General features: G+C 37.3%; 20 protein-coding genes and 7 pseudogenes. 10 read left to right on the top strand and 17 right to left on the bottom strand.

What is annotated here, in order from left to right; genetic code table 11:
* Window positions 1–25: 25 nt before the first annotated feature.
* The 3 genes from CDZ78_RS09890 to CDZ78_RS09880 form a co-directional block, all read right to left on the bottom strand.
* Window positions 26–1,423 carry a LamG-like jellyroll fold domain-containing protein gene (locus CDZ78_RS09890; protein ID WP_087869870.1) on the bottom strand — a complete coding sequence of 466 codons (1,398 nt, stop codon included), beginning with the start codon at window positions 1,421–1,423 and terminating at the stop codon, window positions 26–28.
* 35 nt (window positions 1,424–1,458) lie between these two features.
* Window positions 1,459–1,809 carry a hypothetical protein gene (locus CDZ78_RS09885; RefSeq protein ID WP_087869869.1) on the bottom strand — a complete coding sequence of 117 codons (351 nt, stop codon included), beginning with the start codon at window positions 1,807–1,809 and terminating at the stop codon, window positions 1,459–1,461.
* 225 nt (window positions 1,810–2,034) lie between these two features.
* On the bottom strand, window positions 2,035–4,449 hold the full coding sequence (locus CDZ78_RS09880; RefSeq protein WP_087869868.1) for an AAA family ATPase: 2,415 nt from the start codon (window positions 4,447–4,449) through the stop codon (window positions 2,035–2,037).
* A 266-nt stretch (window positions 4,450–4,715) separates the two neighbouring features.
* On the opposite strand from CDZ78_RS09880, the gene CDZ78_RS09875 reads away from it, so the two are divergent.
* Window positions 4,716–5,690 carry a transposase gene (locus CDZ78_RS09875; protein ID WP_230991085.1) on the top strand — a complete coding sequence of 325 codons (975 nt, stop codon included), beginning with the start codon at window positions 4,716–4,718 and terminating at the stop codon, window positions 5,688–5,690.
* A 213-nt stretch (window positions 5,691–5,903) separates the two neighbouring features.
* Here the strand turns inward: CDZ78_RS09875 and CDZ78_RS09870 are convergent, their stop codons facing one another.
* Together CDZ78_RS09870 and CDZ78_RS09865 are read right to left on the bottom strand one after the other, a co-directional pair.
* Window positions 5,904–6,566, bottom strand: a complete 663-nt coding sequence (locus CDZ78_RS09870) for an RloB family protein (RefSeq protein WP_087869867.1) — start codon at window positions 6,564–6,566, stop codon at window positions 5,904–5,906.
* Window positions 6,566–7,780, bottom strand: a complete 1,215-nt coding sequence (locus CDZ78_RS09865) for an AAA family ATPase (protein WP_221901810.1) — start codon at window positions 7,778–7,780, stop codon at window positions 6,566–6,568. The genes CDZ78_RS09870 and CDZ78_RS09865 overlap by 1 nt, the downstream gene beginning before the upstream one ends.
* Before the next feature lie 949 nt (window positions 7,781–8,729).
* Between CDZ78_RS09865 and CDZ78_RS09855 the strand changes: the two genes are divergently transcribed.
* A complete protein-coding gene (locus CDZ78_RS09855) occupies window positions 8,730–9,089 on the top strand; it encodes a P-loop NTPase family protein (protein WP_087869864.1) in 360 nt (119 codons plus the stop codon).
* A gap of 43 nt (window positions 9,090–9,132) precedes the next feature.
* Here CDZ78_RS09855 and CDZ78_RS09850 read toward each other — a convergent pair whose 3' ends face one another.
* The 4 genes and pseudogenes from CDZ78_RS09850 to CDZ78_RS24510 all read right to left on the bottom strand — a co-directional run.
* Entirely contained in the window at window positions 9,133–9,645 is a 513-nt protein-coding gene (locus tag CDZ78_RS09850; RefSeq protein ID WP_087869863.1) for an Lcl C-terminal domain-containing protein, read from the bottom strand.
* A 46-nt stretch (window positions 9,646–9,691) separates the two neighbouring features.
* The gene (locus CDZ78_RS21885; RefSeq protein ID WP_167374243.1) at window positions 9,692–9,832 is read right to left on the bottom strand and encodes a hypothetical protein; all 141 of its coding nucleotides are present in this window, start codon (window positions 9,830–9,832) and stop codon (window positions 9,692–9,694) included.
* Window positions 9,833–10,015: 183 nt separating this feature from the next.
* A pseudogene (locus CDZ78_RS09845) lies at window positions 10,016–10,474 on the bottom strand (IS30 family transposase); the annotation flags it as partial.
* A gap of 51 nt (window positions 10,475–10,525) precedes the next feature.
* Window positions 10,526–10,636 (bottom strand): annotated as a pseudogene (locus CDZ78_RS24510) (transposase); the annotation flags it as partial.
* A gap of 379 nt (window positions 10,637–11,015) precedes the next feature.
* Here CDZ78_RS24510 and CDZ78_RS09840 point away from each other — a divergent pair.
* From CDZ78_RS09840 to CDZ78_RS09820, 6 genes and pseudogenes are all read left to right on the top strand, one after another.
* On the top strand, window positions 11,016–11,969 hold the full coding sequence (locus CDZ78_RS09840; protein WP_140413978.1) for a hypothetical protein: 954 nt from the start codon (window positions 11,016–11,018) through the stop codon (window positions 11,967–11,969).
* Between the two features lie 18 nt (window positions 11,970–11,987).
* Window positions 11,988–12,569 carry a hypothetical protein gene (locus tag CDZ78_RS09835; protein ID WP_087869860.1) on the top strand — a complete coding sequence of 194 codons (582 nt, stop codon included), beginning with the start codon at window positions 11,988–11,990 and terminating at the stop codon, window positions 12,567–12,569.
* A gap of 596 nt (window positions 12,570–13,165) precedes the next feature.
* Window positions 13,166–13,915 (top strand): hypothetical protein, encoded by a 750-nt coding sequence (locus CDZ78_RS09830; RefSeq protein ID WP_087869859.1) that lies wholly within the window; start codon window positions 13,166–13,168, stop codon window positions 13,913–13,915.
* A gap of 79 nt (window positions 13,916–13,994) precedes the next feature.
* Window positions 13,995–14,120 carry a hypothetical protein gene (locus CDZ78_RS23705; RefSeq protein WP_263458934.1) on the top strand — a complete coding sequence of 42 codons (126 nt, stop codon included), beginning with the start codon at window positions 13,995–13,997 and terminating at the stop codon, window positions 14,118–14,120.
* A gap of 74 nt (window positions 14,121–14,194) precedes the next feature.
* The gene (locus tag CDZ78_RS09825) at window positions 14,195–14,629 is read left to right on the top strand and encodes a hypothetical protein (RefSeq protein WP_087869858.1); all 435 of its coding nucleotides are present in this window, start codon (window positions 14,195–14,197) and stop codon (window positions 14,627–14,629) included.
* A 174-nt stretch (window positions 14,630–14,803) separates the two neighbouring features.
* Window positions 14,804–15,124, top strand: a pseudogene (locus CDZ78_RS09820) (TrlF family ATPase); the annotation flags it as partial.
* Between the two features lie 187 nt (window positions 15,125–15,311).
* On the opposite strand, the pseudogene tnpA reads toward CDZ78_RS09820, so the two are convergent.
* The 6 genes and pseudogenes from tnpA to CDZ78_RS09790 form a co-directional block, all read right to left on the bottom strand.
* Window positions 15,312–15,669, bottom strand: a pseudogene (gene tnpA / locus CDZ78_RS09815) (IS200/IS605 family transposase).
* 257 nt (window positions 15,670–15,926) lie between these two features.
* Window positions 15,927–16,454, bottom strand: a complete 528-nt coding sequence (locus CDZ78_RS09810; protein ID WP_087869856.1) for a hypothetical protein — start codon at window positions 16,452–16,454, stop codon at window positions 15,927–15,929.
* Between the two features lie 306 nt (window positions 16,455–16,760).
* Window positions 16,761–17,780: an ISAs1 family transposase gene (locus tag CDZ78_RS09805; protein WP_087869855.1), complete on the bottom strand. Its 1,020-nt coding sequence runs from the start codon at window positions 17,778–17,780 to the stop codon at window positions 16,761–16,763.
* Window positions 17,781–18,148: 368 nt separating this feature from the next.
* On the bottom strand, window positions 18,149–18,862 hold the full coding sequence (locus CDZ78_RS09800) for an Lcl C-terminal domain-containing protein (protein WP_087869854.1): 714 nt from the start codon (window positions 18,860–18,862) through the stop codon (window positions 18,149–18,151).
* Between the two features lie 158 nt (window positions 18,863–19,020).
* Entirely contained in the window at window positions 19,021–19,968 is a 948-nt protein-coding gene (locus CDZ78_RS09795; RefSeq protein WP_140413977.1) for an Lcl C-terminal domain-containing protein, read from the bottom strand.
* A 15-nt stretch (window positions 19,969–19,983) separates the two neighbouring features.
* Window positions 19,984–20,949, bottom strand: coding sequence for an Lcl C-terminal domain-containing protein (locus CDZ78_RS09790; RefSeq protein ID WP_140413976.1), 966 nt, complete (start codon window positions 20,947–20,949; stop codon window positions 19,984–19,986).
* 88 nt (window positions 20,950–21,037) lie between these two features.
* Between CDZ78_RS09790 and CDZ78_RS09785 the strand changes: the two genes are divergently transcribed.
* A complete protein-coding gene (locus CDZ78_RS09785; protein WP_087869851.1) occupies window positions 21,038–21,787 on the top strand; it encodes an IS1 family transposase in 750 nt (249 codons plus the stop codon).
* A 23-nt stretch (window positions 21,788–21,810) separates the two neighbouring features.
* Here CDZ78_RS09785 and CDZ78_RS09780 read toward each other — a convergent pair.
* Together CDZ78_RS09780 and CDZ78_RS23085 are read right to left on the bottom strand one after the other, a co-directional pair.
* Window positions 21,811–22,098: pseudogene (locus CDZ78_RS09780) on the bottom strand (AAA family ATPase); the annotation flags it as partial.
* 463 nt (window positions 22,099–22,561) lie between these two features.
* Window positions 22,562–22,771 (bottom strand): annotated as a pseudogene (locus CDZ78_RS23085) (recombinase family protein); the annotation flags it as partial.
* Window positions 22,772–22,901: 130 nt separating this feature from the next.
* Here CDZ78_RS23085 and CDZ78_RS24295 point away from each other — a divergent pair.
* A pseudogene (locus tag CDZ78_RS24295) lies at window positions 22,902–23,165 on the top strand (helix-turn-helix domain-containing protein); the annotation flags it as partial.

Here is a 23,165-nt window from a genome sequence, read left to right as displayed (position 1 = left end):
TGAGTTAAAGGTTAGTTTATAAGTCCTATAAAGGTTTTCCTATATCAGTGCCAGGTAATTTGTTTCCCAGCGGAGGACGTAAAGATTCCGGACGGTTACTTTTCAATGAACATTCTAAATTATCTTCCATAAGGTCCATAATGGACATTGCAATACCGTGTCTAGCGGGACCCTCCAACCAATCTTCGGGTTCTTCGTGCCCGTCAACTCTGTGTAAAGCTGTCTGAAGGTTCACGCAAGGGTAATCCGAGGTAGCTGCTGAAACTAGCATGTCGTTAAATTCCACATACTTGTCCATATCAATGATGGAAAGTGTCCCCTCCTCCAGGGCTTCATCTATAAATTTTTGGAGGGTATCTATAGCAGCGGGAACATCTTCTGTCCCCGAAACACCTGATCCTAAAAGGGAAACTCCTGTAACGGGGGTGTCTTCGTCATTGCTCTCAATAATAAGAATATTCCTCTCGTATTCATAAAGGACACTGGGGTTATAATTAACTGGAATCTCTACCTCAGAGTCAGCACTGATTTTAAAGGGTACGTCTGGAAATTCCGCTGTAAAAGATTCCCCTGGTATATAACTCTCAAAATACATATCCTCAATAGTCAGTTTTTCACCACCTGTATTTGTAATTGATATCCGTACTGTACGACCCTCCCCAGATTTAACTTTTCCAAAATCATAGAGGGAAGGGGTTACACCTATATTTGGATTATAAAGCTTCTTAATTTCACCATCGGATAAAGCACGGTTGTAGATACGAACCTCATCAAGGATACCTTTAAATTGGTATTTATAGATGCCCCATCGGCCGTCGGGGCTAGTGAAATGCCTACCCATTATCAAAGGATAAGAGTTTGTTGTTTTATAGGGGGATATTGGATTTTCGGATTCAAGTTCTCCGTTAAGGTAATATTTGATAACTCCGTTGGTATTATCAATAACCCCCGTCACATGATGCCACTCTTTGATAGGGAAAGACGCAGAAGCGGAAACACCATCACACCACCGTGATCCACCCCCTACATTAAAAGCTTGTCCTCGACTTCCGGCGTTTGAACCACTTGCATTAAACATATAGTGGTTGAGGCAATCCCTACCCTTTACAAGGATATCTTGTATCCCATTATTCGTAGCACGATAGACCCAAAAGGAGACCGAAAAATCCCCATCTACGTTAAGGGAGTCATCATGTTTAACATATACATAGTCGTCTACACCATCGAATTCAACGGCCATCCCCCGCACACCAGGGGTATAAGTTACGCCCCCGCGCTCCTCGCCATCATTCCCGTTCCCACTAGAATCGGACGCATCGTTCTCAAATTTATAATGCGCAACTAAACCATCTGTTAGACTTGCCTTAGAGTTACTCACTAAGAGCATACTGGAGATAAATAAATAGGTTATTAATAATTTCATTTTAAAGAATCTTCTTTTTAAGATTATTTTAAGGTTTAAGAAAGCGTGATACTTGTATTTTTAAACTTAAGATAGGTATTCGGGGAGGTCTTAATATCAAAAGTGGACTGGTCGGGTATAACTGATGTGATAGGGTGTACCCTAGCCCCATCTACATCCGTAACTTGCACCTGTCCTATCTTAACTAGAACCCCTCCATAACTAAACTCTTTATTTAAAAGCAACTCATAACTTGCCAGAATTTTAAGAATCTCCTTACGAGTCTCTGTAAGGTACTTGGAATCTGATAGCCTTATAAGGATCTTAAAGTCCTTATACTGAACCTCTGCGGGCTTTAAAATCACTCGCACACCTACCATCTTATAAGGTTTTAAGTAAGTGGCCATCTTACGTGGTTCTGTCGCAAAAAGTGTAAAAACCGACTATATCTTAGTTTTATGAGGCTAATGAATAATATTTCATACAGAATAAAACACCGATCATCCTATCGTTAAAATTTCGGCAGATAAGTTGTAAAGTCATATGCCACCTGGCATACAGGTTAATAAGTCCTTAAGAAATACCGCCATTTTAAACTGAACATGTGAATCTTATTTGGATGAGATTAAGCCTTATTTAAATAGGCTATTGCCCTTAATACGATTATCGAACCTCCCAAGAACAGGGAAAATAAAGTCAGCAATTCCTTGATCCCAGGCCTCACGCAATTGCTCAATAATACCTTTTGAAAATATAGTGCGCCGCATATTAGACCAATTATTAAAATTAGGCCGCGCAGTCTTTATCTCTGAACGAAGAGTATTGGCAACACCTATAGCTGATTTTGCTTTAACAGGAAGATCACCCCCAACATATCCGGGGCGATTTTCCTTGCGGTTGATGGTTTGATAATGCACATTGGCAGAGCCATTTTCTTCTGCTGCGTATTTCAGCTCATAAAGAAACGTAAGATCATGCGTAAATACAATTACCTGACGGTGTTGAGATTCTTCGACTAACCTAGCAGCAACAGCTTTTCTATTAATATGGTCAAGCGAGGACATAGGATCATCAAATATAATACCTGAATGCAAACTTGAGGTTACAAGCTCTGCTAGAAAAGTAGCCAGGGCAATACAGCGATATTCTCCCTCACTAAAAACGTCACCAACAGGCTCATTGGGTTTTTCAGCAAAACAAACCTGAAAAAAAGAAACCGCATTTCGGTCTTTAACTTTGCGTAGCTCTACAGGCAGGCTACCCAAAAGATTAATTTTTTTTACCTCATGATAAAAACGCTCTTTTAAAGCATCTGTAACCAACTTATCTGATAACTCCTTATTTTTATTCGTTACTGCTCTCTTTGCCGTTGTCCTATTTGTTTTTTTGATATTTGCAATTTCTTGTTGACGAGATATTTCTTTTTTTACATCTTCAAATATTGAGCTTAAATGTTTACGATCTTTAAGCTCATTAAATTCCCTTATTAACTCTATGCTCTCTGGGGTGTTATCATCTGCTAAGAGTTGAGACGCGCGCTTAGACAGGGATTGGTTTATTTCATTTAGCCGACTTTCAGGAATTTCAATAGCCTTTGCTTGAGGTGATAACCCACGCATATATATCCGTAAATGCCATTTGGCTGTAATCAATGCAACACGGACATTTTTAGCCAGTTTGCTTTCGCCTAAATCTTTTTCAAAAAAAGCAATTGCATCCCTAATAGTAGAAAGAGAAATATCTGCCGTTTTAGACTGAATAATATTTTCTTTATATGCAGTTATGGCCGTTGTTTCATCAGATTTAGTCGTGCCTTGAATAAATTCCTCAAAAGTTAAACGCCTTAAAACAGCCTCTTCATCAAGCTCTTGTTGGCACAACACACAGAAATCTCCGTCTGCATTGGCTTCTGGGAACTTCTTATTTGGGTACGCTACTTGATCTGAATACTGCCTAGCAGCCTCCCAAAGCTGCTGCCAGACTTCCTTACCAACATCAGGCAATGGAGAAGCTGCAAAAATCTTTTCAGACGCTAATTTAGCGAGCTTCATTTTATTATCTCGTTCTTGTCTCAAACTATCACGGCGATTAAAGGATTCTTCTGTAATCGCATTATGTAGCTTTTGAAACTGCTGTTTATATAAAACGAGAGATTTATTTTGTCGCTCAATTTTTTCTGCCGATATTTTAGGGTTTTGTGCAAAATCAATTTCTAACTGATATAGGCGTATTTTTTCTTCTTCGCTTAATGTAGATAACTCTGTGAGCGTCTCTAGGCTTGATTTGTCAGACAGCCCATAAAGGAATATACCCGCTTTGGTTTTTTCATTTAAAGATGGAGTTTTGATCGCTTCTGGTGTTTGCTTGATAAGCAGGGCAATTTGATTATCTAAATTATTTTTTATCGTGTCGCATATATCTGAAAGTTTACCTAAAATCCGCATCGGTTCCGGGGTATAAGCAATAGGATTTGTTTCATCTACATGAATATTCGCACTCTTAGAGTCAAAGACACTCACAGATGATAAGTTCGGAAGGCTTGATTTTTTAGGATTCCAATTAAGCGTTGTCTCCTTATCACCTGTTGAAAAAATAATATTCGCAGATTGCGCCTTTGGTTCAATATCTTTAATATCACCACGAATATCAAGCTTACCATCACGCGTATGGCAAGCATGTTTAAGAATCCTAGCATAGCCTGATTTGCCCGATCCATTATCTCCATAGACTATACTTAATCCCGTTTTTGAAAACTCAAGACGTTGTTGCTCTGCAAGGGCATTAATGCCAATTGGATTTTCAACGCTCACTATTGATACTGGCTCACCTGTAACTATCCCTGCCTTAACATCATCACTTGTAAGAGGATCGAATGAAGAGGATGAATCAAGACAAATTTTTGTAAGTTCCTCAATATCTATTGAGGACAAATCACCCTCTTGCAGCACAATTCTTTTCAAAGCATCGCGTTGCCATGATGGTCTATCTAACGACCACTTAACTAAATCACTTAAAGCTTGTCTTTCCGTGTAAACATTTGTTTCCATTGCCCCCCTCTTTTTTCGGTTCTGTCGAAAAAGATAAGTATTTGTGTAAACTCGGCTATAAACCTGTTTTTATGCCTCTCATGACAAAGTATCATGCAGGAGACAATATTTCAACTTATCGGGATAATTGAATGGATAAGCCAGGTATGATCTGGTGTTCAGGAAAATAATTACTTAAAAAATGGCGCCATTTTTAGTTGAGCATGCAAACCTACTTTGGGTGAACTTAAATCTTATGATCGTAGGTAATAGGCTATTTTTGGTTTTTGCGACAGAACCCAGTGCCTGTCGGTTTTTTCTTTTATATGCCGGATCCAGCCTTAAAGCAGTGGGATAAAGAAGATAAACGGTTGAAAAAGATCGGTATAGCAAAAAAAGATCGCCCTATTAAGCCTGAACGTGACAGTGCCTACCCGACCAAAACAGAGATTGCATTAGGCTTATTAAAAGAGTTTAAAGTTGCGCATAGCCTGATTAAAATTAAAGGCGTACTGGCTGATGCGCTGTATGGTGAAAAAGCCTTTATGGACGAAGCAGCTAAAGAATCTGGAGGCTCGCAGGTGATTAGCCAATTACGTAAAAACCAAAATATTGAATATAGAGGTAGAATAAGGTCAGTCGAGAGCTACTTTAATTCGATTAACAAAGGCATTGATCAGACAATACGTGTACGTGGCGGCAAAGAGATTAAAGTGACTGTCAGCAGTGCACGATTAAAGGTGAGTTCTCACAGTAAAAAACGCTTTGTCATTGCGTTAAAATATGACGGTGAAAACGACTATCGCTATTTAGTGGCGACAGACCTGACTTGGCGCACACAAGATATTATTCAAGCCTATACGTTGAGATGGCTGATTGAGGTTTTCTTTGAGGACTGGAAGCTTTATGAAGGATGGGGGCGTGAGGCCAAACAATTAGATGAAGAGGGATCAAGCCGTGGCCTGATTCTGAGTCTTTTGTTTGACCATTGCCTTCTCCTTCACCCAGAGCAAATAGCCCGCATTGAAAGCAAACTACCTGCGTATACCGTAGGAAGCTTACAGCGCAAGTCTCAAATGGATGTACTGCTTGAGTTCATCACGTCATTGCTAGAGTTTCCAGATCCTGGTGATAAGCTGAAAGAGTTAGGTGAATTAATAAAGGATGTGTTTCAACTGATGCCATCAGGAAAACATATGATTGGCAGAGATTTAGGGCGCTTAGAGCCAACACCATCATTAAAGTATTGTTCTGCTGGGTGAAGGTAAGAGTTTAATGGCAATGGGATGGAAAACTTGAACATCGAGTAATAGTGTTTTATTCTGCATAATGCTTCTTTCATGAGAAGAATAAAAACAGGTTCATAGTCGGGTTTACACAAATACGTATCTTTTGCGACAGAACCATATTCGCCCTGTATCACGACTTTCAGTCGCCACCCCCTCTAATCCACCCGTCTTTCAGCGGGTTGTTGTTTAGTTTTTGAGACAGAACCCCCTTAAAATAGTAATTAACTCATGCACATTGGTGCTTGGGTTGTTGTTTGCTGGGTCATCGGAGTCGTAACTACTTAAAAGCTTCTTTGCATTAGCAATAGCTTCCTTTTCTGTTCCATGCTTAAAAAGAATATTTTTCTGATAGTTAAACTCATCTTCTAGCTTACTTTGTAACTCAGTCCTATCTATGGCCGTATTTCTATACTCAAGACGCAATAAATACCAAATTTCAAAACAAGGGTTAGAATAAGCAACTTCAATCCCCTTACTTTTTGCTTTTGCTAGTGCTGCATTAAAATCATTGGCTGAATGCCCGGCGCCTTTAGTTCGCTCTATATCTCTGTCAATAACAATCCATTTATAAGAGAAACTTTCATAATCAGTGTGATCCAGTAAATCCTTTAAAACACCTTTAGGGTCAGTATGATTATGTTTTGCTATTACCAGAGACCCCGCTGCAATCTTGTGTTGATACTTTAATGACGTGAAAATATCTTCTAAATAAAGCCGTTCAGTTTTAGTACCTTCACACGCCACCAAAATACTTTTCCTAATTACTCTAATTTCTTTGACTCTTTTAATTTGCTTTCTGTTTTTTTTATTACTATCAAACCCTTCAGCACCACCAATACGACGAGCCATTAAAAATCACCCAAATACGGTACTGCACCAAATTGCCCTTGTAAATAATGCTTTTCTAAATTATCAGTGCTTCTAACATCCTTACCTTTGCTATTTTTCCTAAACTCCAACAATGAATACAGCTCAGTACTGCCATAAAGGTTTTTTTCAGTAAACCATATTTGATCGCGACCAAAAAGCTGGGGACGGGAAAGAAAACTAACATCATGTGTTGTAAAAATTAACTGAGCATTAAAGGGGTTATTCTCAGCATTATGAAATAATTTAATAAGCCTCTCGGTTAGCATAGGGTGCAAACTGGCATCAATTTCATCAATCAATAAAATTTTCCCTGACTTTAGAGTGTCTAAAATAGGTGCAGATAAAGCTAAAAACTTTTTAGTCCCTTGGGATTCATCGGTATTTAACGAGAAGTAAGTAGCACCAGTCGCGTTATTATCTGCATCAAACTTTTTATGGCTGGTTTGTATGTCGCTATAAGTAATACGAGCACCACCACTAAGAATTTTCTCCATTATTTCAGCAGGTAAAGGCAGTTCTTTAGCTTGTTCATCAGGAATATCTTGTTCATCAATTTTTAAATCATTAATACTTAAATCAGCTTTCTTTAGCAAATCTAAAAGTTTGGCTTTAATGTTAGGGTCTTTCATTTGCTCTAAAGCAAAATCAATATAAGGCTGATTTTGTAAGCCATTAAGTAAATTAAGATCGTAAAACCACTCTAAAATAGTCTTTGATACCTCGCCTCCTTCTTGATCGCACCGCCAAATAAACAACTGATTATCAATCGCTTTAAGGCGACGTCCTTCCTTAAACTTCAGCTGATTCACGTAAAAAATATTACCCTCAATATCACGCTGAAATAAACGCGATTCCTTGCCTCTCGTATCAGCATACAACCATTCAGAATAGACCTTCTCGCTATCCACCTCAAAACCATATCGGTACTTACAATCACCCTTTAAAAAAATGATTTCAAAATGACTAGAAGCCGTTTCTGTCTCAGTATTCAGTAAAAAAGGAAAGTAGGGTAGTTTATCCACGGATTGAGTGACTTTATAACGGTTCAAAACCATTTCTCTCATATAGGCCAGAGCATTTAATACGGTACTCTTGCCGCTGGCATTTGCGCCATAAATAACAGCACTCTTTAGTATGTGATAGCCTTTACTTTCAATACTATTAACTGTTGTCTTACCTTTTCCTGCATTCATACTAAGTACAGCTGTATCCTTAATAGAACGAAAATTATTGACTTTAAATTGTAGCAACATGGCTAAAAATTGTTATATAAATTGTATATTTGTATATTTTATACAAATATAAGTATTAAACAATGGGCGGTGGCTCAAATCCTGTGATTATTCTAAAAGTTGGTGCTGGGTTCTCAGTGACTCTATTTCAGAAATAGAATGTATCTAGCCATTGCCAGGAGCATAGATTTCCTGAATTCATATAATAACTGCAACACCTCTGTAAAGGGATTAGATGGTATAGTTTCCATCGACTAAAACCTGAAACTAAAAGCTGAAAAAAATAGCCAAACAACGCCATATTGATAAACCCAAAAACATCAAGATGACGCCTGAGTTACAGCAGATAATAACGCCTTTAATCAAAAAAAATCGAGTCCTGACTGCATTTAAGGGCGCTTAAAACAACAAGGTAAGAACTCTGTGAGTCATGAAACTATTTACCGTACTTGCTATGTCTTGGGTGTATGGGTTAAAGTTATTGGCAATAAAACCTGATATTTCTTCTTTCAGGTTTAGAAACAAGCCCCGAACTTTTAAAGTTTGGGGCTTAAAGGCAAAAAAAAACCCAAGCATTTTTAAGTGCTTAGGTTTCTTGCCTTTAATAAAGGTTGTGTATGAGTGCGACGAACACTCACCACAGCTTGAAAGTAAGAGACCAACTCTTGCAATCAAACGGACGTTAATTATATCTTAATTAGCCTCTCATTTGTTAAGCATTTTCGGTTTTCTTCTCTCCTTTCAAGCTCAGCCCCTATTTTGGAATCAAGATGGTTTGGAATAGGTCAGGACAGTGTTGCCAATCAAGGATTTCTAAGGACGTGGAGTTGGGCTTCAGGCGGAGCCTGAAGACATTCGCTGTCTAACTTTTTGTCAAACACCAGTTCTAATCATAACTCCGGAATAAGTAATGCATATAGAAATTAGTAATTGCAACAATATTCATAGTGCTTCTTTAGACATAAGCAAAAATAAACTTAATATAAAATTTGCTCCAAATGGAGCAGGTAAAAGTACAATTGCGAAAGCGATAATGCATTATGCGGATGATGAAAAACTAGCAGACCTAATGCCATTTAAACTTAGGAAGGAAAATCCTGAGTCATTCAGACCGAAGATCCAATGTTCTGAAAACATTGGTAATGTTATGTGCTTTAACGAAGCTTATGTCAATCAGTTTACATTTCAGTCAGATGAGCTTGTTAGCAATAGTTTTGACATCTTTATTTTTCAACCACTTAAGAATCAGATGAAATACCACTTAAAGTGAGGAAGCTCAAGCGTTCAAAAGTTTCGAGTTATTTTTTCAATACTTAACGGTGATAAAGTATGTTTCTTACTAGTCGAATACGCATTTCGAGTCCTCCTATTGCTGGAAAGCTCTGAACATTAGAGCGTCCGTCTAGCTCTTCTTCACTTAGGAAAGCGAAAGCCTTAGAGTACCAACTCCCCTTAGTAGTTGGTGCGTTATCGGCAGTCCAGTACCAAGTAGTTTTCATATTTGTAACTAAACCTTGATCTTCTAGTGCTTTTAACGCTTTTAGTTCTTTAACCGTTGGTAATCTCCAGTTGTGTTTGTTGCTTAATGCCCATGATCTACCCATAGCATCGTACCAACTCAATTTAATAGCAGACCTCCATTTATCTGCATAGGAATCTTCGCTTGCTACATCATATTCAGCAGCTTCTACTGCGCTTCCTTCTTTAGGGCTATAGATTACTAAGCCTCCTGTAGGCCCTGTATCGCCTACCTTGTACAAATCTTCTGCATTAGCGTTATGTAGTAATAATGGCGCAATAAGAGCCATTGCAATTAATAGTTTCATTTTATTATCCTTTTAATTAGTTTTTATTTAGAATTCTCTTACAGGTCTAGCGTAAAATCCCCCGTATGTCCAGAGCCATCCCCCATTTATATAGTGGATGATCCCATGCAGTTGAAGTCCAGTAATAAGAAAATTTGTAAACAGGTGAGCTAACCATTCCTGCTTTATCTTTAATGGTAGTAATCATTCTATAAGGCTATGTCATCGTTAAGTGTTGAATTTTTAACAACCTTAATATTTCAATCACTTGATGATCTCATGAAATACTTCTTAAAGTGAGGAAAATCAAGCTTTCAAAAGTTCCGTGCTAAATTTTCAATACTTAACGGTGATATAGCCTTCTATAAAGACCTCCTGTGCTTGGTATAAACTACGGTGGATTCAACTCTGAAGTGCAATTCCTGTAATCATGCGGCCTCACGTTTATTCTTATGAAAAAACACAGCATGAGGGGGGTGTCATAGTTTAACGTTTTTCGTGGTCGGTGGTTGAGCTTATTCATAACAGCTTCGACCTCCTCACCACTTATTTCTTCAAAGCGACTTCCTTTAACAAAGTATTGCCTTATCAGCCCATTGGTATTCTCATTCAAACCTCGCTCCCAGGAAGCGTAAGGATGAGCGAAGTAAACTTTCGTTTCTAATTGTTCCGCCAGTTTTTCGTGCCCTGCAAACTCTTTGCCATTATCTGCTGTTATCGTATGGGTCTTATCCAAATAAGGCTTCAGAATCATGATAGTCGCTTCTGTGACGACTTTGCTCTGCTTGCTATCGACATTTTTAATCAAGGTGAATTTAGAGACGCGATCCACTATCGTCACTAGGGCTCCTTTTATTGTTCCAACCAATTGAGAAATTGCGACTTTAGGCGGAACCATTACCAACAAATGGACATGATCTTCCTGAACATTCAGTTCAACAACCTCACAACCAAGTCTCTCTGCAAAAATACGAATTGTTTTTGATATTTCAAACCCAACCCTATCTTTCAATACTCTATACCTATATTTTGGAACTCACATAATATGATATTGGCAATGCCATACCACATGTGATAATTTACGAAATCTACTCATGCTTTTTCTCCTAGTTTTTGTTGTGGCGACAACATGACTAGAATGCATGAATAGACTTTATTTGTCTCTCCAGGCGGATCCTTTCGACCAACTCCACGTCCTAAGGACGTGGTTTAATTTTTAATTAATAAAGTCGAATTTGGACGAGATATTAATGCCTAATAACAGATCTAACCCACTACCAAGCAGTTTATGGCTTTAGCAGGATAGTTATACCTGAAGATCAGGGTTTCTGCTTTTTCAATAATACTTGTGACAGAACCCATGGTTTTTAGCGAAGGAATATGAAGAGAAAATGAAAATTAAAAAGAAAATACTATACATAATACTTACATTCTCACTGGCAATGGCATCTATGCAGACACAGGCTAAAGTATATCCTCCAGTCTTAGTGCCAGTCTTATTGCCACCCAGTATTCCAATTGATCCATCTATAACATATCGATGGGTGAAAGTGCCTGTAACATTCTATATGTCTCCTTACAATGGTACTTTTCCATTCTCTTTAATTGGCCTACTAAAATTTTCTATTACATCAGCTATTATTTATGGAATAACTCAGATACCAGTAGTTAATAAGTTTCTGGAGGAAGAAATTCTGCCTACATTAAGTAAATGGTGGAAAGAGGTAAAGAGTTGGTTTGGTGCAGATGATGATGACGAATATGTTCCTTTACCAGAGCCTACTCCTGTTACTGATCTTCCTTCTGGTCCTCAAAGAAATATGAAGCCAGAGGGTGGTGCTAAAAACGATTACTATATTTCAGGCTATGACTCTACTGAATCTTATATGACAGCGACTACTTGTCCAAAAGGAATGGAAGATAGCTTAATTGATATAAGGCTTGTTCAAGGAGAGACTGATGAAATAGCTGATGAATTCCAAAAAAATCACGATCTTCATCAATGCGTTAAGTTTTATATTGCTCATCCCAATGCTTTTTCAGAAGAAGGTTGGCTGATTGATAGCGATAGCTTTAAGGTAATTGAGGAAGTTATTAACCACTATGTATCAGGTGGAGAATTCATTAGGAAAAATGCTTATGTTCGCATTCAGGTTAAGAAAACGGAAGAAGGTCTATACGACTTAGGACTTAGAGAATTAACCCTAAAAGATGAAATCTTCGAATTGAAAGAAAGCAAAGTTGAAAATGATAAAATTAAGAGCCAATTAGCGACATTAAAAGCTTATTTAAAAACTCTTAAAGAAGAGCTAGAAGCTCTAAAAAGCAATCCAGCTACCACATAAGACACTAAGTAAAAATCCATGAAAATCCATGAAAATATACTATCAGTATCAGCAATTGTTCTATCCACCATATCGCTCAATATAATGGCGGAAAATAATACTAATAATAACAGTTTCTTCATTTCGGAATATGACTCTACCAAATCCTATAAGACAGCGACGACGTGTCCTAAAGGGCAAGAAGATGGCTTAATTGATATAAGAATAGTTAAAGCAGCTACTGTTCTACTAGCCGATGAATTTCAAAGGTATCACGATCTTCATCAATGCGTTAAATTCTATATTGCTCATCCTGAATCAGGTGCATATTCAGATGAGGGGTGGTGGTTTCAAAGTGAATCCTTTAAGACGCTTGAAGCTGCTGTTAATACGTACGTATCTGGCGGAGACTTTGTTAGAGAAAAAGCTTTCGTTCGAATCGAAGCTAACAAATCAGAAGATGGCTTAATCAGTTTTGGAATAGGTGAAAAAACTCTATTAGATCATATAAGTGATCTAAGAAAAGAACTCGTAGAAGCAGATGATAACGTAACAGAATTGGCTAAAGTAAGGAGTGAGATTCAAGCAGTAAGAGAAGAAATAGCAGAACTTAACAACTAATTAAAAACGTAACTACTCAGCGTATTTTTTAACTTTAAAATCAAGTGGATATATTTTATTTTGACCTGATTTTAGTCATATTTATCTTAAAAATTGGTAGATATTGAACTAAAAACCAGATAGATACATTAATTATATTTTATAATAAATTGGTTATGAACTCACATTGAGCGGGTATGGATTTATATTTTCAGATTATCTTTTAATTGTTAAAAACAAAAAGCTACAATAAGTTTAGTAGATTTCAATGGCTTATATGAAATCTTTTAAAATAAATGTGTTACATTAATAAATAAATCCACAGCTTCTAATCTGAAGTTTCCCAATAATTATTTATGGTAAAATTGAAACTATGCTAGCATAGTTTCAATTTTACCATAAATAATTATTGGGAAACTTCAGATAAGTAAATTTCAACATGTTTTAGAAAATATAATTTTTGAATATATTCCCGATCGTGAAAAATTAAATAAGTCTAGCTTTGAAGAGTTGGAAAGTTATAAAGCTGAAAATGTTAATAAAGCCATTCAAGAACAAAAAAACAAAATATAAATAAAGAGATTATTGATCTCGAAAAAAAGAAACACCCTGACTTTTTGGAATCAATAAAAGGCTTTATTTCTAAAAAACAAATCGAGATTGGCCAGCAAAATAGATTATTAGAAAGCTTACCAAAAATCACCAACCCAAATAACGATGATAAAGACTCAGAACAACAAAGTAAGATAGCGCAGCAGAATACTGAACTAGATGCGTTAAAAGATAGCCTCAAAGAAAAAGAAAAAAGCAGGGAAACTCTAACAAGTGAGATTGAAGAGCTTAAACAATTTAAAAAGAAAGTTGAGCTACAAGAACAATCTGTAGAGGAGTTTCTGAAAAGTCATACAGAAGAAGCTAAAGAATATAACCTCGACATCAATAAAATACTAAAAATCAAAGTGGATTTTTCCTCAATTGAGGAAAAAATACTAAATTCTGAAAAAGAATTAGAAAAGATAAATCTTTTCATTGGGACTGTTGAGTCTACCAAAGCGAGGAGTGCCGATAGTAATAATGAAAGTATTGTCTACAAAATCAAGTTACTAACTAAGCAATTGAAAGCTGAAACAGATAAGCTAACAGGTGAAGAAAAAGCATATCAACAGAATGAACAGCGAAAAAAATCAATCAATGAAAAAATTCAAGAGCTGACTGGAGTCCCTGAAAACCCATCGCTTGAATCATTAGGTTTTTATGAAAAGGAAAAAGAGTTCATAAATGTCCATTTACAGCAGTTACTAAAAGAAAAAAGAAAAAGTAGGCGCGCCATGCTACCTCACGAAATTCCGGGACTCCTGTCGCCGTAATTCGTTCACCTACGCAGCGAATAGGAGATGCTCCAGCCGCCCTGCGTCCGCCACAGACTGAGCACAAAGCAGCTCAGTCATGGCTACCACAAATGGCTCTACGGCTATTCGGGATAAAATTTTAGCCTCCCTCGCGCGCTATCGCGCACTTCGGATTGGCAACAACCCTGCGCCTTCTGGAGACTATCATCCCGTCCGGGGCTGACAGCGAATGAAATCATTGAACTTTACAACTCATTCAAAAAATCCGTAGACGATAAAATCGCACAAAGTAAAGACTTGCTTGAAGACTATGATATAAAAATTGATTCTTCATTTTACCTTAATTCAAACTTCTACAGTGATTTTCTTAATTTTATTAATCAAAGGAAGAGTGGCTGTTTTCTAGGGGAAGAAAAAGGTGGAAATAAGATAAAATCAATTGTTGAAGATAGTGGTTTTAGTAATGAAAATAAGATCGAAATTTTATTAACCAATATAATTGATAGCCTTGAAGAAAATAATGCCGAAATCAGTGAACAAGTAAATAATGATAAATTAAATTCATTCTATGATTATGTGTTTTCACTAGATTATTTAAAACCAAAATATGAATTAAAACTAGGTGGAAAAGTACTTGGTCAACTATCTCCTGGGGAAAGAGGAGCATTATTATTAATCTTTTATTTTATGATTGATAAAGAAGCTGAAGTTTCCCAATTATTGAGTAGCTGAAATACACAATGCTGGTGTATCGAGGTTTATTTTAGGTGGTTTTGCCATGTTTATAGCAAACCCCTACTTAATTCCCCTTAGGCAATAGCATTTGAAACGAATGAAAAGACTATTTTTTTCATATAGTTGTAGCATAGTTTCAATTTTACCATAAATAATTATTGGGAAACTTCAGATAAAGAAGAAATACCGCTTGTTATCGATCAGCCCGAAGATAACCTTGATAATGAAAGTGTTTACAATATGCTTAGCAAATTTATCAAGCAAGCCAAAAAGAAGAGACAAATAGTTATGGTGACTCATAACCCTAATTTAGCTGTTGGGGCTGATGCTGAGCAGATTATTCATGTTTGTATCGATAAGACAAATAAAAATGAATTCTCTTTCGTTTCTGGCTCAATTGAAAACCCTGAAATTAACAAGAGCATTGTTAAAATATTAGAAGGAACTAAGCCAGCATTTGATAAACGAAAATTGAAATATCAAGGACAGTAACCCTATGGGTTCTGTCGCAAGAACTTATTATGATGGTAAAGATTGGTCATAACCGACCTTTATGCAGCTAATGAGTAAAAAACCACGTTCTAAGAACGTGGTTTTGATTGCACCCTAGAAGGGTGTAATGACTAGCCCTCTTAGAAGGCTAGTCCATTGCCGCCTATTATTAATTTTACATTTTAATTTAGGACTCTAAGTCCTTTTCTATTTTCTCTTGAAACTTTACATATTTTCGTATCATTTCTGCATGTATCAACACAATACCCTTTAGCCCAAAAATGATTTCCCCAATAAGGTTTCTTTTTCAAGTAAGGAAACTGCTTAAATATCTGAATCGCTGACTTACCTTTTATTGTTCCAACCAACTGAGAAATAGAGACTTTAGGCGGAACCATTACCAACAAATGTACATGATCTTCCTGAACATTCAGTTCAACAACCTCACAACCAAGCCTCTCTGCAAAAATACGAATTGTTTTTGATATTTCAAACCCAACTCTATCTTTCAATACTCTATACCTATATTTTGGAACCCACACAATATGATATTGGTGTTAATGGCCAGTTAAACGTAAGCGTCGATTCTTCCCACCTAGACAAGCTACGCCACTTACTCGGTTATGACCGGTTTTTATGCGCACGATAAACTTTTGCGACAGAACCGATGAAACGTATATCAGTTTTTTGCAAAGCTGAATCAAAATTCAAAAAATATACCGTTAGCTTATGTAGGGTATTTTTCAGAAAACGGCTTTTTCGTGCAAGCACTACTTAAACACCCTTTGCAAGAGATTATGATCTAGTCGGGGTCATTATCTTGAGCGCCACCTATCCATTGAGATAACTTCAGGTTGCAGTCCTCCTCCCAGGTGTTCGGGAACTTGGTAAATTCTGTATTAGCTACCTCTTGACTTCCCTCTTTATCAGAGCCCCAAGGTCCTTTATAAAAGTGATCTCCTGCCACACCAAAAAGACTCTGAGCTACATCGTCTCTGTGTGTGACTGCGGAATGGATTCCCCAAAGCTCCTCATCTGAATTGTCATGCAAATGCATTTTTACTTCGCCGGTCAGCATCACATTATGAGAGCTGGTTGTTTTTATCTGATAATATTTGTACCCCCCAATCTTTGTGAACCTATCCCAGAACTCTATTGGATCCCAAGTAATGGACTCATTCCTCAATTGATTCTTGTAAAAGACATCATGTGGAAGCATGCAATTAGCGCGCGAAAGATAATAAGGATCCTGCTTACCCTTATTATCAGCAAAAGCATTCTGAGATAATAATAAAGCAACACCTATGTACAAAAAATTCTTAAATAACATATTGTTTTGTATCCTGTAAATTACGAGTTGAAATCCGGGGACTACCCTAGTTGAGAGGCAAGAGAAACACACACAAGGCCCCAGAAAAGCCCCGTGGTTCAAAAAACGTCCCCCGCCACCAACAACTACATGTTGTGTTTTCCCCCCTGATAACCATAAGTTATATCTGCATCAGTGACTGGTTCAGTAGCAACAGCCCTATATATTGGGGTAAGTGGCGCTAACCGTCTACCCCACGGCTTTCTCATAAAAATTTCACTTGCATAAGCATTGCTTCTAAGGCAACGTGAGAATCTGCAAATTTATCTATAGCTGCCCGAAAGTTTTTCGGGTGTGATCTTCATTAAAGCTGCTATCTCGAATCCAATTGTTGGATTCAACTCCCCAATGCTGGCGAATAGCTTGTGCCATTTCCTGCACAAGAGAATTCGCTGCGCTGGTTTCTAGCATCAAATAACTGACATAATAAGATGTCTCGAAAGTCGTTTTTTGTTTGGAGACCTCAAATGTTTCACGCTCAACCACTATTAACAGAGAAAGGTTACTGTTTTTCCAGCGTGAATCAAGAGTTAATGATTCCAGAGAGAATAACCGAGCACAGCGTGTAGTAACCCTACCATGTGCCTTTTCATGTTCAATCGTTTCGGCAAAAGCGGAGAAATCTTTGTTTAGCTCTTTACACTGTTTTAAAAAGGTTGCCTGGTTTTCTTTAACCTGCGTTAAATAAATCCCTTTTGCTTGCTGAATTTGGCTCGTCGTTTTAGGATTAAAATGATGTGCATCCAACGATATTTTTTGCTGTTCTAGACCAGTGTCTTTCAAGAGCTCACGAACCACTGGAATTTCACTCGACTTGTCCCCACATTGTCGAGCTTGTGCGACGACTTCTCGGGTGTCATGATCAACTGCAAGCACGATGTTTTGTTTATCGCCTGAATCCAAAGTGCCACGCAGTGCTTTTCCATCAATAGCAACCCATTTTTTAATTTCATCATGCCGTATCTTTACACCAAAACAGCGTTCAACTAGCTCATTCACTGATGTCCAGTTCAGCCCATCAAGTAATCGTGGCAAATGAGCACGAGAGATAGGTTTAATTAATTTTGTCTTAGTCAGTTCACTTAACCAAACAATGCGATTACTGATAAAGCGGTGAATCTCGGAAAGTTTTTGACGACCAACCAACGTTGCCAATACAACTCCAACAATGACTGAGGTTAGTGAGTGACGCTTACCCCTATTATCTCGGATATCGGGTAGCTCAGTGTTTAGCATGTCGACAAAGCTAGCGATTTCTTTGTCGTTAAAAGGATTTTTATTTTCCATAAACTAAATCTTTCTTCCATAATTTGGGCTTGGATTGTATCATGGTTTTTAGCATCTTTTTATGAGAAAGCCGTGCCTATTACCTACGATCATAAGATTTAATTTCACCCAAAGTAGGTTTGCATTCTCAACTAAAAATTGTACCATTTTTTAAGTAATTATTTTCCTTAACACCAGATCATACCTGGCTTATCCATTCAATTATCCCGATGAGGTAATAGTATATTCTCCTGCATGATGCTTTTTTCATGAGAGGAATGAAAACAGGTTTATAGCCTGGTTTACACAAATACTTATCTTTTGCGACAGAACCTTGAATAACTGTTTGATACCCTCTCTATTTTTGAGACAGATTCTTATTTACAGTATCAAAATTCATGCACCAATCTAACTCGATACACCTCATTTCTACCTCTATTCGTTGCCACGCCGTGAGGAGTGTCATTATTGAAGTCTACTGTTATTGCGTACTCTCCTAAACCCCAACCCTCTTCAAGTACTGTAGAACTCCAATATTCATCCTCAGATAACTCAATACCAATGGGGTCTCCGGAGAATCTGGTTGCGTGTTCATAAAGAGCATGTAATTCATTCTGTGTAGGGATGTACCAACCTTTTAATCCATTAATTTCGTAGTTAACTGCCGTGTTTGCTAAAGACCCCCCGTCACAATAACCATCAAAGATATCCGACGTGTTATCCCTTCCATGGTTATAAAGCCCCTCAAGTCTCTTTCTCAGTGGCATTCCCAAGCATCCAAAGTCGCTTAGGAAATCCTCTGGAGTTACCTCGTTTCCATGTAGACCGTCTTCATCCACAATTTGATAAACTATTCCGCCTAGCGGGCCCACACCTCCTATTTCGTATCCTTTCTGGGCATTGAGAGCATTATCCCCACCCCCGTTATTAGTAATTTTATCAAACCCTTTTGATTCGCAATAAACGTCTCCCTCTCCTAGTGTTTCTATGAAATCTGAAAAATCTTTACGGGTTCCTGAAAAGGATTCCTTTTTTTCTGCCATTGCCTGGAATGAGGACGCTGTGATTATTATTGCTACTGCTGTTTTAATTGAAAGCTTCATTTATACACCTTATTAATATTAATTAAATCTTATTAGCAACACCTTCGCCAAGATGAAAATACACTCATTTTTATGAATTTTACAGCCTATAAGCGATTGATTTATATAGGTGTAAGATTGTAATTTTTGGCTTAAATTAAAATTGGCAAAGGTATTGGTTAGAAATCTGAAACAAGTCTTATTGGGTGAGGGCTACTTCTCTCCCTTGCTATTTTATAATTGTTTTCAAAGTCAAATGTATAGGCTGCTACGTTGTTGCCCCCATTGTCAGAAGATGACCAGTATTCATTGTTATGGAAACCTCCTACTCCTGATCCAAGAAGCGCATTCCGCATTAGCTTCAGTTCAGAAACGGAAGGTAAATACCAACCCCCTTGCTCCTTCAGCTTAAAATTTATAGCTGTTTTTGCCGCGAGGTTCCCCGTACATTTCTTATTTAGAATAACATCTGTGTTATTTTTTCCTGATCCTATGTATTCTTTTAAATCTCCATTAAAATTAACACTAAGACACCCAAAAGTTTGTCTTATAACATCTTTGGGGGTAACTTCCGACCCATGCTCCCCATGATCTCCTATTTTGAACACGATCCCTCCTTTTGGACCCTTTCCACCAAGTTTATAAACACACTTATCCCATGTGACCTGATGTGTCCCCGCGCATCTTCTTAGGGATAAGGTACCGATTGCATCTACTTCTTCAGGTAAAATAGTGTCTTTTATCTTTGTTACTATTTTTATATACCCTTTAAGCTGTTTAACCAGATTTTCAATATCTCTGTTATGTGTTACTTCAAGATCAATAACAGATTGCTTGATATCATGAATTTCTGAACTATTTTTATCAATATCAGTTTTAATTTCATCCATCTCTTTTTTATTAATAGTTATATTCTGCTTATTGAGATTTATGTCCTTGTTTGCTTTACTTATTAGAGAGGTATTACGCCCCACCTTTATCAGAGTTCCTGCGGCGGACGCTTTTACATCGATAATCCGATCCTCCAAATCCTCTAAGCTAATAGCACTTGATAAACTAGGTGCGGTAGTTAATACTACCGTACCTGCACCTATTACTAATCTACTAAATATTTTATTCATTTTCATTAGCTCAAAATCTTATTAGAAATCTGAAACAAGTCTTATTGAGTGAAGGCTACTTCTCTCCCTTGCTATTTTATAATTGTTTTCAAAGTCAAATGTATAGGCTGCTACGTTGTTGCCCCCATTGTCAGAAGATGACCAGTATTCATTGTTATTGAAATCCCCTAATCCTAAGGTCCGCAGCGCATTTCGTATTATTCTCAATTCATAAACCGAAGGTAAATACCAGCCTCCCTGTCCCTTCAGTTTGAAACTGGTTGTTACCCCAGCTGCGAGACTCCCCGTACATTTCTTATTTAGAATAACATCTGTGTTATCTTTTCCTGATCCTATGTATTCTTTTAACTCTCCATTAAAATTAACATTCAGACAGCCAAAGGGGGCGGTTATGACATCCTCCGGGGTAACTTCCGAGCCATGATTCCCTTGATGGCCTATTTTGAATATGATGCCTCCTTTTGGCCCCTTTCCCCCCAGCTTATAAACACACTTATTCCATGTAACTTGATGCGTACCCGCGCATCTTCTTAGGGATAAGGTACCGATTGCAGCTACTTCCTCAGGTAAAATAGTTTCTTTAATCTTTGTTACTTTATCCGTATATAAAGTAATCTGACCAATAAGACCCTTATTATTGCTGTCATGAGTCACTTTAAGCCCTTGAACAGTTTTCTGAGCCGTCTCAATATCCCCACTACTTTTGTCAAGAGTTTTTCTAAACACCTCAATACCTTGTTTGTTAATTTTAATATTTTTCTTATTGAGATTGATGTTGTTTTCTGCTTTGTTGATTAGAGTGGTATTTAGGTTAGACCTCTCCCGAGTTGCAACTTCGGATGCCTTTACCTCTTTAATCAGTTTCTCCAAAGCCTCTACACTAATAGCGCTTGCGGAACTAGGTGCAACAGTTAATGCTACCGCTAATAATAAATTATTATGTATTAATGAGTGTAATTGAAAAGGGTTTTGTCTCATATTTTTCACTTTCCTATGTTATTTGGGTAGTGGGTTAAATCTGTTATTTCACTTAAATAATTAGGAGAAGTAAAAGGTTTACATCATAATTCCTCGAATGAAATGTTATCAAGAAGTAAGTTGCCCAAATTGTCGCTTCATGAAATCAGGAAAGAATGCTCAAAATATACAGCGGTATCGCTGCAAAAATAGTGCCTGCCAAACTCAAACATTTATGCTGTACTATCGCTATAATGCATGTGTGCCTGGAGTCCAAGAAAAAGTCGTCGAAATGGCTATTAATAGCAGTGGTATTAGAGACACCGCACGGGTTCTGAAAATCAATAAAAATACAGTCATCAGCATCCTGAAAAGCAAAGAAGATAGCCTTGTACAGGTAAATCCTATTTTTCTATCTCAAAAATCAGAAACACCTTTAGACGTTCGGCTGGAGCTTGTTTGCGAAGAAGTTGAGATTGATGAACAATGGTCATTTGTAGGTAAAAAGTCGAATCAGCGATGGTTATGGCATGCTGTTGATCATGCGACTAATACAGTCATTGCTTATGTATTTGGCAAGCGTAAAGATGATGTTTTCAAAGAGCTAAAAGCCTTACTGACTCCTTTTGAAATAAGCAGATATTATACAGATGACTGGGGGGCTTATGAGCGAAACTTAGATGTAAATGAACATGAAATAGGCAAACAAAACACTCAAAAAATTGAACGAAAAAACCTAAATTTTAGAACATGGGTTAAACGCTTAACGCGTCGAACAATCTGTTTTTCCAAAATAGAACAAATGCATGATATTGTCATTGGACTATTAATTAATAAAGTCGAATTTGGACGAGATATTCATGCATAATAACAGATTTAACCCACTACCAAATAAGTAACCAAGGGAGACTTATCTGTTTCTCGAAACTTAATTTCGATTTCAATATTTCCCGATACAGCACGACTACGTACTTCACTAAAACCTCGATTACCACCAAGCTTTACCAGCGCAGTATGTACATTACTATCCAATGCTTCACGAAGAAATTCAAAAACGCTAAATAGCGAGGATTTTCCCGCACCATTTGCACCAACAATGACACAAAACTTTGGTATGTCGAGCATTTTCGTATCACGGAAACTTTTAAAGTTTTTCAGCTTTATGGATTCAATATGCAAAGTAAACCTCCCCCGAATTCATAGGCTATGTCACCGTTAAGGGTTCTGTCGCAAAAGAAATAAATATTTGTGTAAAAATCAACTGTAACCTGTTTTTATGCAACCAATGGATAAGACACCATCCAGGAGAAAAACTTTCTCATCCCATCCGATAAACTAGTTGTAAAGTCAGGTACCATACCATATGACATTCGCGAGAATAATAACTTGAAAAGTAGCACCATTTTTAGTTGAACATGCGAACCTTCTTTGGCTGAAATTTAATCTTATGATCGTAGGTAATAGCCTGTTTTTGTCTTTTTTGCGACAGAACCATAATAGGGTTCTGTCGCAAGAACTTATTATGACGGTAAAGATTGGTCATAACCGACCTTTATGCAGTTAATGAATAAAACTGTCCTGCAGGAGACAAACCATCCCCCCCCCGAAACTAACTATTTCTCTGGAAAAGTGGCTCAATCACTTTAATTAATGAGCGTTCGAATTCTGCAAGTGAACCAAAAATATTAAAAGTTAATTTCCCGGTACTGGTTGTTGTGTCAATCACCTCAGTTAATGAGGCAAAGCCGATTCCTTTTTTTTCAAGATCATTTATAACTCCGAGTAAGTGTTGTAATGATCTTCCTAGCCTATCTAGTTTCCAGGCAACCAGCGTATCAGCTTTCCTTAAGAATTTAAACATTCCTGAATTCGTATAATAAGTGCATAACCCTCTGCAAGTATTGGCTAGACTAACACCTGTTGAATTAAGACAAGACATAGGTGAAAGTAAACAGCTACCAAACAATTTACAGAGGCTACAAATGAGCTATACACACCTATGTCCTGAAGAAAGATATTATATAGAAATTGAATTAAAAAAGGGAACTTCACAGAATAAAATAGCAGAAGCTTTAGAACGAAGCCAAAGCAATATTTCACGCGAGATTAAACGCAATACAGGTCAAAGAGGCTACAGGCATAAACAAGCAGAAGATTTTGCCCAAGAACGACACAAAAACAAGCCTAAAGAGGTTATAAATTAACGGATGAAATAAAAGGCATTGTTAATGTTCGCATTGAGGATG

The organism is Bathymodiolus platifrons methanotrophic gill symbiont (genome assembly GCF_002189065.1).
GTDB lineage: Bacteria > Pseudomonadota > Gammaproteobacteria > Methylococcales > Methylomonadaceae > Methyloprofundus.
Note: the sequence above shows the minus strand (reverse complement) of the source record. Positions and strands in the feature narration are given on the sequence as shown.